Origin of the sequence: Pseudomonas delhiensis, from assembly GCF_900187975.1 — a bacterium.
In the GTDB taxonomy this organism is placed as follows: domain Bacteria; phylum Pseudomonadota; class Gammaproteobacteria; order Pseudomonadales; family Pseudomonadaceae; genus Pseudomonas; species Pseudomonas delhiensis.
Map to the genome: position 1 here is coordinate 130779 of NZ_FZPC01000013.1, position 12595 is coordinate 143373.

Annotated in this window: 12 protein-coding genes; 5 read left to right on the forward strand and 7 right to left on the reverse strand. The window is 70.2% G+C overall.

What is annotated here, in order from left to right; all coding sequences use genetic code 11:
- Positions 1-2: 2 nt before the first annotated feature.
- Entirely contained in the window at positions 3-1628 is a 1626-nt protein-coding gene (locus CHC02_RS13760) for a copper resistance system multicopper oxidase (protein ID WP_089392014.1), read from the reverse strand.
- A gap of 15 nt (positions 1629-1643) precedes the next feature.
- Positions 1644-2180, reverse strand: a complete 537-nt coding sequence (copI, locus tag CHC02_RS13765; RefSeq protein WP_089392015.1) for a copper-resistant cuproprotein CopI — start codon at positions 2178-2180, stop codon at positions 1644-1646.
- Positions 2181-2332: 152 nt separating this feature from the next.
- On the opposite strand from copI, the gene CHC02_RS13770 reads away from it, so the two are divergent.
- A complete protein-coding gene (locus CHC02_RS13770; protein WP_089392016.1) occupies positions 2333-3013 on the forward strand; it encodes a heavy metal response regulator transcription factor in 681 nt (226 codons plus the stop codon).
- The gene (locus CHC02_RS13775; protein ID WP_089392017.1) at positions 3010-4344 is read left to right on the forward strand and encodes a heavy metal sensor histidine kinase; all 1335 of its coding nucleotides are present in this window, start codon (positions 3010-3012) and stop codon (positions 4342-4344) included. The genes CHC02_RS13770 and CHC02_RS13775 overlap by 4 nt, the downstream gene beginning before the upstream one ends.
- A 175-nt stretch (positions 4345-4519) precedes the next feature.
- On the opposite strand, the gene CHC02_RS13780 is transcribed toward CHC02_RS13775, so the two are convergent.
- Together CHC02_RS13780 and ybaK are read right to left on the reverse strand one after the other, a co-directional pair.
- On the reverse strand, positions 4520-5305 hold the full coding sequence (locus CHC02_RS13780) for a PhzF family phenazine biosynthesis protein (protein WP_089392018.1): 786 nt from the start codon (positions 5303-5305) through the stop codon (positions 4520-4522).
- A 93-nt stretch (positions 5306-5398) separates the two neighbouring features.
- A complete protein-coding gene (gene ybaK / locus CHC02_RS13785; protein WP_089392019.1) occupies positions 5399-5869 on the reverse strand; it encodes a Cys-tRNA(Pro) deacylase in 471 nt (156 codons plus the stop codon).
- Between the two features lie 161 nt (positions 5870-6030).
- Between ybaK and glpK the strand changes: the two genes are divergently transcribed.
- Complete coding sequence (glpK, locus tag CHC02_RS13790; protein WP_089392061.1) at positions 6031-7545, forward strand: glycerol kinase GlpK; 1515 nt, start codon at positions 6031-6033, stop codon at positions 7543-7545.
- A 155-nt stretch (positions 7546-7700) separates the two neighbouring features.
- Here the strand turns inward: glpK and dnaQ are convergent, their stop codons facing one another.
- The 3 genes from dnaQ to CHC02_RS13805 all read right to left on the reverse strand — a co-directional run bounded on the left by dnaQ (position 7701) and on the right by CHC02_RS13805 (position 9767).
- Entirely contained in the window at positions 7701-8438 is a 738-nt protein-coding gene (gene dnaQ, locus CHC02_RS13795) for a DNA polymerase III subunit epsilon (protein ID WP_089392020.1), read from the reverse strand.
- Positions 8439-8492: 54 nt separating this feature from the next.
- A complete protein-coding gene (gene rnhA, locus CHC02_RS13800) occupies positions 8493-8939 on the reverse strand; it encodes a ribonuclease HI (protein ID WP_089392021.1) in 447 nt (148 codons plus the stop codon).
- A gap of 69 nt (positions 8940-9008) precedes the next feature.
- On the reverse strand, positions 9009-9767 hold the full coding sequence (locus CHC02_RS13805; RefSeq protein WP_089392022.1) for a class I SAM-dependent methyltransferase: 759 nt from the start codon (positions 9765-9767) through the stop codon (positions 9009-9011).
- A 125-nt stretch (positions 9768-9892) separates the two neighbouring features.
- Here CHC02_RS13805 and gloB point away from each other — a divergent pair, with 125 nt between their 5' ends.
- Complete coding sequence (gloB, locus tag CHC02_RS13810; protein ID WP_089392023.1) at positions 9893-10672, forward strand: hydroxyacylglutathione hydrolase; 780 nt, start codon at positions 9893-9895, stop codon at positions 10670-10672.
- A 79-nt stretch (positions 10673-10751) separates the two neighbouring features.
- Positions 10752-12359, forward strand: coding sequence for a LysM peptidoglycan-binding domain-containing protein (locus CHC02_RS13815; RefSeq protein ID WP_089392024.1), 1608 nt, complete (start codon positions 10752-10754; stop codon positions 12357-12359).
- Positions 12360-12595: the final 236 nt, after the last annotated feature.

Genomic DNA, 12595 nt, shown 5'->3' on the forward strand with positions numbered 1-12595 from the left:
TCCTAGAGGGTGGCGGCGGGCTCGACGATGACCTTGCGCATCATGCCGGCGGCCATGTGGTAGATCAGGTGGCAGTGGAAGGCCCATTCGCCCAGGGCGTCGGCCGGCACGTCCACTTCCAGGGTGCTGCCGGGAGCGACGCTGACCACGTGCTTGAGCGGGTTGAAGCGGCCGTTGCCCTTGTCCAGCTGCATCCACATGCCGTGCAGGTGCATGGGGTGGGCCATCATGGTGTCGTTGACGAAGCGGATGCGCACCCGCTCGCCGTACTTCAGGCGGATCGGTTCGGCCTCGGAGTACTTCCTGCCGTCGATGGACCAGAAGTAGCGCTCCATGTTGCCGGTCAGGCGGAACTCGATGCTGCGGTCCGGCGCGCGGTAGTCGGCGTAGGGGCGCATGGCCCTGAGGTCGGCGTAGACCAGCAGGCGGTCGCCCGGTTCGGCCGGCCGTGGCGCCAGGCCGCTGGCGGGGGCGTAGTCGGAACGCGGCGTGACGGCCAGCGCCGAGTGGTCCATGCCGGCCATGGCGGAATGGTCCATCCCGGCCATGCCCATGCCCGGATGATCCACCCCGCCATGGTCCATGCCCATGTCCGCCATGCTCAGCAGCGGCCGCGGGCGCAGCGCCGGCACCTCGCCCCGCATGCCTTCGCGCGGGGCCAGGGTGGCGCGGGCGTAGCCGCTGCGGTCCATGGCCTCGGCGAACACCGTGTAGGCGCGCGCGTCGGTGGGCTGGACGATGACGTCGTAGGTCTCGGCCACGGCGATGCGCAGTTCGTCCACCGTCACCGGCTGCACGTCGTTGCCGTCGGCCTGCACCACGGTCATCTTCAGGCCGGGGATGCGCACGTCGAAGTAGCTCATCCCCGAGCCGTTGATCAGCCGCAGGCGCACCCGCTCGCCGGGCCTGAACAGGCCGCTCCAGTTCTGCCGTGCATCGCGGCCGTTGACCAGGAAGCGGAAGCCGGAGATGTCGGCGACGTCGGTCGGCGTCATGCGCATGCCGCCCCAGTCCAGGCGGTCCTTCAGGGTGTTCCACCAGCCGTTGGCGCGGCCGTCGGCGATGAAATCGCCCAAGGTGCGCTGGTGCTGGTTGTAGTAGTCGCTCTGCTTCTTCAGGTTGGCGAAGATTTTTTCCGGCTTGCTGTCGTGCCAGTCGGCCAGCAACAGGGTGTATTCGCGGTCGTAGCTGTACGGCTCGCGCCCCTTCGGCTCGATCACCAGCGGGCCGTAGAGTCCCTCGACTTCCTGGAAGTCCGAGTGCGCGTGGTACCAGTAGGTGCCGGCCTGCTTCACCCTGAAGCGGTAGGTGAAGGTCTGCCCCGGCCCGATGCCGGGGAAGCTGATGCCCGGCACGCCGTCCTGGGTGTAGGGCAGGACCAGCCCGTGCCAGTGCAGCGAGGTGTCGCGGTCGAGGGTGTTGGTGACGCGGATCTCCACGTCCTCGCCCTCCCTGAAGCGCAGCTCCGGCGCCGGCGTCCGGCCGTTGACGGTCAGCGCCCGGCGCGTGCCATCGGACAGCTCCAGGCTGCCCTCGCCGATCTTCAGTTCGTATACCCCGGCCTGGGCCAGGCAAGCGCCGCCCAGCAGCGCCGCGCCGAGCAGCGCGCGCAGTCCTTGTGCCTTCATGGCCTCGCTCCGCGGTCAGGGTTCGACGGTCAGGCGGCCGACCATGCCGGCCTGGTAGTGGCCGGGGATGTTGCAGGCGAACTCCAGCTGGGTGGCCCTGGTGAAGGTCCAGGTCAGCTCGGCGGTCTTGCCCGGCTCCACCAGCACGCTGTTGGGGTCGTCGTGCTTCATCATCTTCGAATGGTCCATGCCGGCCATCTGGCCCATGCCGTGGCTCATGCCGGTGGGCGTGAGCATGCCCATCGCCTGCATCTGCTGCATTTCCTTCTGGTGCTCGGCGTGCATGGCGGCGTCGCCCAGGTTGAACTCGTGCAGCAGGCTGCCGGTGTTGTGGATGACGAAGCGCACCGTCTCGCCGGCCTTGACCTGCAGCGACTTGGGCTCGAAGTACATCTCGCCCAGGCTGATCTCGACGCTGCGGGTGGCCTGGGCGGCCGCGGCCGGCTTGCCGAAGTCGTACCCATGGCCGTGGCCGGCGTCGGCCAGGGCCGGCAGGGCGAAGGCGGCGGCGAGGCCGAGGATGGCGGTGTGGAAGAACTGGCGTGTACGCATGCTGCGGACCTCTTGCGGATGATTGCCCCTCATGCTGCAGCCGGCCGCCTGCCGGCTGGCTGTCGGGAAGATTACAGTTGTGTCAGCTTGGCGGCGCCAGCGGCCGCGCTGGATACAATGGGCGGCGTACCCGTCCGCCACGGAGAGCCATCTTGAAACTGCTGATCGTCGAAGACGAACCCCGCATCGGCCAGTACCTGCGCCAGGGCCTGAGCGAGGCCGGCTATGCCGTGGACCTCTGCGGCGACGGCGCCGAGGGCGAGCAGCTGGCGCTATCCGGCGACTACGACCTGGCGATCCTCGACGTCATGCTGCCCGGCCGCGACGGCTGGCAGATACTGCGCGCCGTGCGCCAGGCCGGCCTGGCCCTGCCGGTGCTGTTCCTCACCGCCCGCGACGCCGTGGAGGACCGCGTGCGCGGCCTGGAACAGGGCGCCGACGACTACCTGGTCAAGCCCTTCGCCTTCGTCGAACTGCTGGCCCGCGTGCGCACCCTGCTGCGCCGCGGCGGCCAGCAGCTGCAGGAGACCGTGCTGCAACTGGCCGACCTGGAGCTGGACCTGCTGCGCCGCCGGGTGCAGCGCGGCGGCCGGCGCATCGAGCTGACCGCCAAGGAGTTCGCCCTGCTGGAGCTGCTGCTGCGCCGCCACGGCGAGGTGCTGCCCAAGTCGCTGATCGCCTCCCAGGTCTGGGACATGAACTTCGACAGCGACACCAACGTCATCGAGGTGGCCATCCGCCGCCTGCGCGCCAAGGTCGACGACGACTTCCCGCAGCGCCTGATCCACACCGTGCGCGGCATGGGCTACGTGCTCGAAGAGCGGGCGCCGTGAGCGCCGCCGCGCGGGTTTCGCTGGGCGCCCGCCTGAGCCTGCTGTTCGCCGCCTGCACCGCGGCCATCTCGCTGATCGCCGGGGCCGTGTTCAGCCGCGCCAGCGAGGCGCATTTCATCGAGCTGGACCGCCAGGTGATGGCCGGCCGCCTGCCGTTCTTCCGCGAGCTGCTCGCCCCGGTGCGCGACCCCGCCGGCCTGGCCACGCAACGCGGGGCGCTGGAGCACGAGCTGACCCGCCACCCGGACCTGGGCGTGCGCCTGGAAGGCCCCGACGGCCGGCGCTGGCTGGACGAGCCGCCACGCATGAGCAACGGCATGGAGGGCATGGGCGAAAGGCCGGCCTACCGCGAGATGCGCGTGCCGCTGGACGCCACCGAGCCCGCCGGGCGCCAGCTCACCCTGGTGCTGGACATCACCCACCACCAGCACTTCCTCGGCCACATGCAGCAGCTGATCTGGCTGACCATGGGCCTCTCCGCCCTGGCCACCGCCCTGCTCGGCGCCTGGGCCACCCGCGCCAGCCTGCGCCCGCTGCGGCGCATGCGCGAGGTGGCGGCGCAGGTGTCGGCGCAGTCGCTGACCACCCGCCTGGACGCCAGCCGCCTGCCCGCGGAACTGCGCGGCCTGGCCAGCGAGCTGAATGCCATGCTGGCGCGCCTGGAGGAGGCCTTCCAGCGCCTGTCGGCGTTCTCCGCGGACATCGCCCACGAACTGCGCACCCCGCTCACCGCGCTGCTGACGCAGACCCAGGTGGTGCTGTCGCGCCCGCGCGGCGGCGACGACTACCGCGAGGCGCTGCACGGCAACCTGGAGGAACTGCAGCGGCTGACCGCCATGGTCAACGACATGCTGTTGCTGGCCAAGGCCGACCACGGCCTGCTGGCCCCCGGGCGCGACAGCCTGGACCTGGCCGGGGAAGTGGATGCCCTGCTGGAGTTCTACGCGCCGCTGGCCGAGGACCAGGGCATCCGCCTGGAGCGCGAGGGCCAGGCACGTGTGCGCGGCGACCGCGGCATGCTGCGCCGGGTGCTGGCCAACCTGCTGGACAACGCCCTGCGCTTCACCCCCGCTGGCGGCGCCATCCGCGTGCGCCTGCGGCCCGGCCAGGTCAGCGTGGAGAACCAGGGCCCGGCCATCCCCGCCGAGCAGTTGCCAAGGCTGTTCGACCGCTTCCACCACCGCGAACCGGCCCAGCGCGAGGGCCAGGGCGTGCACGCCGGGCTCGGCCTGGCGATCTGCCGCTCCATCGTCCAGGCCCACGGCGGCGGCATCCGCGCCGAATCGGCAGACGGCTGGACACGCTTCGTCATCGAACTGCCGGAAGCGTAGGGCGTATAACCGTTCGCGGTTATACGCCGCTACACCCAAGATCACAGCCCGCGCCCAGGTCAACCCCGGAGCCGCCCAGGGCCACGGCCAGGCGGCGGATAACGCGGAGCGTTATTCGCCCTACGCCGAGCCCACCTGCAACGTAGTTACCCCACCCATGGCATGGCGGCGTGCTTCAGATCACCAGCCGCCCGCTCGCCACCAGCCGCGCCTGGCCGGCGATGCGCACGCGGTCGCCCTCCAGCCGGCACCACAGCTCGCCGCCGCGGGCCGAGCACTGCAAGGCGCGCATCTGCAGCTTGCTCAGGCGCTGCGACCAGTAGGGAATCAGGCAGCAGTGGGCGGCGCCGGTCACTGGGTCCTCGTTGATGCCGATGGCCGGGGCGAAGAAGCGCGAGACGAAGTCGTGGTCGCCCTCCCCCCGCGCGGTGACGATCACCCCCAGGTACGGCAGCCGGGCCAGGGCGACGAAGTCCGGCTTGCAGGCGCGCACCGCTTCCTCCGACTCCAGCAGCACCATCAGGTGCGCCGTGGTGCTGAGCGCGTCGACCACCGGCAGGCCCAGGGCCTGCTCCAGCTCCACGGTGCTGCCCGCCTCGCGGGGCGGCTGCGCCGGGAAGTCCAGGGCCAGGCGCTGGTCCTCGCGGTACACCCGCAGCGGGCCGGACAGCGAGTTCAGCTCCAGGCGCTCGCCCGGCTCGCCGAACACCTCGAACAGCACGTGGGCGCTGGCCAGGGTGGCGTGGCCGCACAGCGGCACCTCGGCCGTCGGGGTGAACCAGCGGATGCGCCAGCCATCGGCCTCGCGGACCAGGAAGGCGGTCTCGGACAGGTTGTGCTCGGCGGCGATGTTCTGCATCAGCTCGTCGGCCAGCCAGGCATCCAGGCGGTAGACCATCGCCGGGTTGCCGGCGAACGGACGGCGGGTGAAGGCATCGACCTGGTGGAATTCGAGCTGCATGGCGTTCTCCTTTGAGTGGGGTTCCAGCATGCCGCCCCGAACGCTCGGCGCTGCTATACAGTGTGCGACTTTCGCATCGGCACAGTCGCGCCCTCAGGCCCGGCCGATGGCGGCGAAGCTGGCCGCGGTCAGGCCGGCCAGGGTCTCGGCGCTCAGCTCCACCTCCAGGCCGCGGCGCCCGGCGCTGACGTGGATGCTCGGGTACTGCCGGGCGGACTCGTCGATGAAGGTGCGCAGGCGCTTCTTCTGCCCCAGCGGGCTGATGCCGCCGACCAGGTAGCCGGTGGCGCGCTGGGCGGCGCCGGGGTCGGCCATGTCGGCCTTCTTGGCCCCGGCGGCGTGGGCCAGGGCCTTCAGGTCGAGGCTGCCGGCCACCGGCACCACGGCCACCAGCAGCTCGCCCTTCTCGGTGGCGGCGAGCAGCGTCTTGAACACCCGCGCCGGCTCCAGGCCGAGCTTCTCGGCAGCTTCCAGGCCGTAGGACGGCGCCTTGGGGTCGTGTTCGTAGCTCAGCACGCGGTGCTCGGCGCGGGCCTTCTTCAGCAGGTCGATGGCGGGGGTCATGACGGTCCGGGCTCTGTCCGTGAACGATGCCCAAGCATAGCAAGGGCAGGCGGCCGAATCCGCCACCGCCGCCTGCGCGCACGGCCCTTCACCCGGCGCGCGGAATGGCCTAAGGTCGCAGACGACCCGGGCTCTGCCGGATGCAGCACAAGGCCAACGTCATGACCGACAGCCAGAACAAGAAATACATCGTCGCCCTCGACCAGGGCACCACCAGCTCCCGCGCCATCATCTTCGACCGCGACGCCAACGTGGTCAGCGTGGCGCAGCGCGAGTTCGCGCAGATCTACCCCCAGGCCGGCTGGGTCGAGCACGACCCCATGGAAATCTGGGCCACCCAGAGCTCCACCCTGGTCGAGGCCCTGGCCCAGGCCAGCATCGGCTTCGGCGAGGTGGCCGCCATCGGCATCACCAACCAGCGCGAGACCACGGTGGTATGGGACAAGGCCACCGGCCGGCCGATCCACAACGCCATCGTCTGGCAGTGCCGGCGCAGCGCGGGCATCTGCGAGCAGCTGCGCGCCGACGGCCTGGAGCCCTACATCCGCGACACCACCGGGCTGGTCATCGACCCCTACTTCTCCGGCACCAAGCTGAAGTGGATCCTCGACCAGGTCGACGGCGCCCGCGAGCGCGCCCGCCGCGGCGAACTGCTGTTCGGCACCGTGGACAGCTGGCTGGTGTGGAAGCTCACCGAGGGCGAGGTGCACGTCACCGACTACACCAACGCCTCGCGCACCCTGCTGTTCGACATCCACAAGCGCGACTGGGACGACCGCCTGCTGGCCGCCCTGGACATCCCCCGGGCCATGCTGCCGAAGGTCCAGGCTTCCTCCGGGGTGTTCGGCCACGCCAGGGTCGGCGGCCTGGGCGTGCACCGCACGCCCATCGCCGGGATCGCCGGCGACCAGCAGGCCGCGCTGTTCGGCCAGCTCTGCGTGGAGCCCGGCCAGGCGAAGAACACCTACGGCACCGGCTGCTTCCTGCTGATGCACACCGGCGCCAAGGCGGTGAAGTCCACCCACGGCCTGCTCACCACCATCGCCTGCGGGCCCCGCGGCGAGCCGCAGTACGCCCTGGAAGGCGCGGTGTTCAATGGCGGCTCCACGGTGCAGTGGCTGCGCGACGAGCTGAAGGTGATAAACGACGCCCACGACTCCGAGTACTTCGCCAGCAAGGTCAAGGACAGCAACGGCGTCTACCTGGTGCCGGCCTTCACCGGCCTGGGCGCGCCCTACTGGGACCCGTACGCCCGCGGCGCGCTGTTCGGCCTGACCCGCGGGGTCAAGGCCGACCACCTGATCCGCGCCACCCTGGAATCCATCGCCTACCAGACCCGCGACGTGCTCGACGCCATGCAGCAGGACGCCGGCGAGCCGCTGCGCGCCCTGCGCGTGGACGGCGGCGCGGTGGCCAACAACTTCCTCATGCAGTTCCAGGCCGACATCCTCGGCACCCCGGTGGAACGCCCGCAGATGCGCGAGACCACGGCCCTGGGCGCCGCCGTGCTGGCGGGGCTGGCCAGCGGCTTCTGGCGGAGCCTGGACGAGCTGAAGGGCAAGGCGGTGATCGAGCGGGTGTTCCAGCCCCAGTGCGAGGCGGCCGAGCGCGAGCGGCTGTATGCGGGCTGGAAGAAGGCGGTGGAGCGCACCCGGGGGTGGGCGGCGGAGGATTGAAAGCGACGTGGGGCGTACAACCGTTCGTGGTTGTACGCCGATGTGCCCGGGTCCGCAGGTCGGGACCGGAGCGCCCGAGACAGGGGCTCCGGGTTCGAAACCGCGGCGCCCCGGGCCAAGGTCAGGCGGCGGATAACCGCGAACGGTTATTCGCCCTACGCCTCAGGGGCTTCCAGTTGCGCCCACAGCGAGGGGGCGCCGGCGGACTTTTCCACCGCGGCGAGGCGCGCGGCGTGGGCCGCCCGTTCCTCTTCGCTGGCGCGGATCACCCGGGTCAGCGCGCGGCCGGCCGCCAGGCGGCGGATCGGGCTGGCCTGCGGGCGGCCGCTGCCGTCGCCCTCGGCGCCCTGGCCGGCCAGCGACAGGCTGGTCTGGCCACCGGTCATCGCCAGGTAGACGTCGGCGAGGATCTCGGCGTCGAGCAGTGCGCCGTGCAGGTCGCGGCCGGAGTTGTCGACGCCGTAGCGCTTGCACAGGGCGTCGAGGTTGTTGCGCTGCCCCGGGTGGCGCTCGCGGGCCATCATCAGGGTGTCGAGCACCGAGCAGTACTCGGCGACGTCGGCGCGCTCGCTCTGCCCCAGCAGGGCGAACTCGTTGTTGATGAAGCCGATGTCGAACGCCGCGTTGTGGATGATCAACTGGGCGCCGGTGATGAACTCGAAGAACTCGTCGGCCACCTCGCGGAAGCGCGGCTTGTCCTTGACGAACTCGTTGGTGATGCCGTGGACCGCGATGGCGCCTTCGTCGATCTCGCGGTCGGGCTGCAGGTAGACGTGGAAGTGGCGGCCGGTGAGGCGGCGGCCTTCCAGCTCGACGCAGCCGATCTCGATGATCCGGTGGCCATCGGTGACCGGCATGCCGGTGGTTTCGGTATCCAGTACGACGCTGCGCATTTCGTGACCTTGTTGCTTTGACTAGGGAGGCGCCCGCGGGCGCCCGTTGCAATTTCAGCGCGGCAGTTCGGCGACGCCACGGTTGGCGAGCATGTCGGCGCGCTCGTTGCCGGGGTGCCCGGTGTGGCCGCGCACCCACTGCCATTCGACATTATGCCGGTTGACCTGCTCGTCCAGCGCCTGCCACAGGTCGGCATTCTTCACCGGCTGCTTGGCGGCGGTCTTCCAGCCGCGCTTCTTCCAGTTCGGCAGCCATTCCTTGATGCCTTTCATCACGTACTCGGAGTCGGTGACCAGGCGGATCTCGCAGGGCCGCTTGAGCGCCGCCAGGGCCATGATGGCCGCCGTCAGCTCCATGCGGTTGTTGGTGGTCTCCGGCTCGCCGCCCCAGAGTTCGCGCTCGGCGCCCTTGTAGAACAGCACAGCGCCCCAGCCACCGCGGCCGGGGTTGCCCTTGCAGGCGCCGTCGGTATAGATGACGACCTTCTCTTCTTCGCTCATATCACCTTCAGTACGGCCCGCGGCGTCCCGCCCCGGGAAGGTGGCACGAGGGACTGGCGAGGGCCGTCGCTAGATTTCGGAATCCCGCCGGCTGACCTTGGCCACCGGCAGCGGCACCAGTTGGCCGCGGGCCTCGCGGCGGGCCTGGCGCAACGGCCGCAGGCCGACCACCAGCTTGCGCGCCACCAGCAGGTAGAAGCCGGCGCCGGTGCCCTTCAGGCCCTTGTCCCAGCTCTCCAGGCGTTGCAGACGCGCCTGCCAGGCAGCCGAGGCAAGCGGCGGACGATAGCACCCGAAGCGGCGTTTCTCCAGCGCGAAGCCCAGCAGGTTGAGCCAGTCGCACACCCGCCCGGGGGAAATGCAGCGCGCCCGGCCCAGGCCGTCGGAGGCGAAATGGTGCCGCAGGCCCCAGGCGCTGCGCGGGTTGACGCCGATCACCAGCAGGTGCCCGCCGGGCCGCACGCTGCGCGCGGCCTCGCGCAGCAGGCGGTGCGGCGACAGGCAGAAGTCCAGGCCGTGCTGCAGCAGCACCACGTCGGCGGCGTGCTCGCCCAGCGGCCAGGCGCATTCGTCGCAGGCGATCTCCACGCCCGGCAGCGGCGGCCCCAGGCGCACGCCGCGCTGGATGTTGCCGGTGCTCTCCGGCAGCTCGGCGTGCGGGCCGTAGTGCACCAGGTAGCCGCCGAAGTAGCGCTGCAGCTCGTCGCAGAGCAGGCGCTGCTCCTCGGCCAGCATCATCGCGCCCAGCGGCCCGGCGAACCAGTCGCGCGCCTCGGCGATCAGCTCCAGCCAGTCGGCATCGGCCTGGGCGAAGGCTTCTCGTTCCATTCTCACCACCCCCTGAAACAGGTTGGCTGCCGCCGCCGGGAAGGCGGGCGACGCCCTTCGGCGAACACAGGACGGCACATTCGCACTACTATGCGCCAACCTATTCCGCTTAGCGACATCCGGCCATGATACAGATCGACGCGCTGCCCGCCTTTTCCGATAACTACATCTGGCTGTTGCAGGATGTGACCACGCAGACCTGCGCGGTGGTCGACCCGGGCGACGCCGCGCCGGTCGAGGCCTGGCTGGCCGCGCACCCGGGCTGGCGCCTGGCCACCATCCTGGTCACCCACCACCACCAGGACCACGTCGGCGGCGTGGCGCGCCTGAAACAGACCAGCGGCGCCCGCGTGCTGGGCCCGGCCGGCGAGCGCATCCCGGCCATCGACCAGGCGCTGCAGGGCGGCGACCAGGTCCAGGTGCTGGGCCTGGACTTCGAGGTGATCGAGGTGCCCGGCCACACCCTCGGGCACATCGCCTACTACCACGCCGACACCGACGCGCCCCTGCTGTTCTGTGGCGACACCCTGTTCGCCGGCGGCTGCGGCCGCCTGTTCGAGGGCACCCCGGCGCAGATGCACGCCTCCCTGGGCCGCCTCGCCGCGCTGCCGGGCGCCACCGGCGTGTACTGCGCCCACGAGTACACCCTGGGCAACCTGCGCTTCGCCCGCGCGGTGGAGCCCGGCAACGCCGAGCTGGCCGCGCGCTTCGACGAGGTCGCCGCCTGGCGCGAGCAGGGCCGCATCAGCCTGCCCTCGACCATCGCCCTGGAACGGGCCACCAACCCCTTCCTGCGCACCTCGGAAAGCAGCGTGAAAAAAGCCGCCGACGAGCGGAACGGCGGGCCGACAGCCAGCCCCGCAGAGGTTTTTGCGGTCATTCGGCAATGGAAAGATAAATTCTGAGGTCTGGCGAAATCTTGACCACGTCCGGCGCGGTTTCTAGAATCCCCGAAATTTTTACCCTGGACAAAGTCATCCGCCAATGCCGCCAAAGACCAGTAAGACCAGCGATCTAGACGCATTGGCTCGTGCCATACGAGTCTCCGTCCTGCTCGGCGCCGGCGCCCTCGCCGGCTGCCAGACCAGCCAGCACAGCGGCACCGACCAGGACGCCCTGACCTACCGCCCCGCCAGCCGCGCGGTGGACGTACAGTTCAACCCGGCCTACGCCGACAGCGACATCTGGCAGCGCATGCGCCACGGCTTCCAGCTGCAGGCCGACGCCACCGACACCAACCCGCGCATCGAACGCCAGCGCCTGTGGTTCGTCAGCAACCAGGCCTTCATCGAGCAGGCCTCCGAGCGCGGCAGCCCCTACATGCACTACGTGGTGGAGCGCCTGGAAGAGCGGCAGATGCCGCTGGAACTGGCGCTGCTGCCGATGATCGAGAGCGCCTACAACCCCCTCGCCGTGTCCCGCGCCCAGGCGGTGGGCCTGTGGCAGTTCATCCCCACCACCGGCACCCACTTCAACCTGCGCCAGACCAGCTGGTACGACGGCCGCCGCGACATCAAGGCCTCGACCAACGCGGCGCTGACCTACCTGAACCGCCTGCACGACATGTTCAACGGCGACTGGCTGCTGGCCCTGGCCGCCTACAACGCCGGCGAAGGCACCGTCAGCCGCGCCATCGAGCGCAACCAGAAGCTCGGCCTGCCGACCGACTACTGGAACCTGCCGCTGCCCCAGGAAACCCAGGACTACGTGCCCAAGCTGCTGGCCCTGTCGCAGCTGGTGATGTCGCCGGAAGCCTACGGCATCAACCTCAACCCCATCGCCAACGAATCCTACTTCGCCGCAGTGAAGGTCAAGCCCGGCCTGGACCTGTCGCGCGTCGCGGCGCTGGCCGAACTCGACGAGGACGAGCTGTACCTGCTCAACCCGGCCTTCAAGCGCCGTATCACCATGGACGGCCCGCAGCAGCTACTGGTGCCCAAGGAGAAGGTCGAGCGGCTCAAGGCCGGCCTCGCCTCCCTGCAGCCCCAGGACCTGGTGAGCTGGAAGCAGTACAAGGTGCGCCGCGGCGACAGCCTGCGCAGCATCGCGGCCAGGCACGGCATCACCGTGGCCGAGCTCAAGAGCAGCAACCGCCTGAGCTCCAACCGCCTGCGCAACGGCCAGGCGCTGCTGATCCCCGCCAAGGGCAGCCGCATGCCGGAACTGGAGCCCGCGCGCCAGGTGGCCAGGGCCGACGCGCCCAAGGCGCCCAGCCTGGCCAACGCCACCCGCAGCTACAAGGTCAAGCGCGGCGACAACCTCTGGCAGATCGCCCGCGCCACCGGCGTCGGCGTCGACGACCTGAAGCGCTGGAACGGCCTGGACAGCCACGGCGTCAAGCCCGGCCAGGTGCTCAAGCTGCAAGGCGCCACCCAGTTGGCGGCCCGCAGCGGCGCCAGCGGCAAGGCCAGGCAGCAGGCGCAGGAAGCGGCGACCTACTACAAGGTCAAGCAGGGCGATTCCATGTACCTGATCGCCAAGCGCTTCAACGTCGAGATGCAGCACATCAAGCGCTGGAACCCGCGCAGCAGCGCCCACGCGCTTAAGCCCGGGCAGACCCTGACGCTCTACCTCGACACCGCCAGCCGTTGATTCCACGGTGTAACGGCGGATAACCGCGAACGGTTATTCGCCCTACGTCCATGCCTGGCGTAGGGCGCATAACGCCTACGGCGTTATCCGCCGCTTGACCTCGGCCACATCCCCCTCGGCGCCGAGCGCGGAGCCGCCCCCGCCCCGGCAACTTTCCCCCCAAGGCACGGCCTAAGCTTCCGGCCCGAGCTTTTTCCCCGCAATACAAGCTGTTACCGTGACCGCCTGGAATGCCT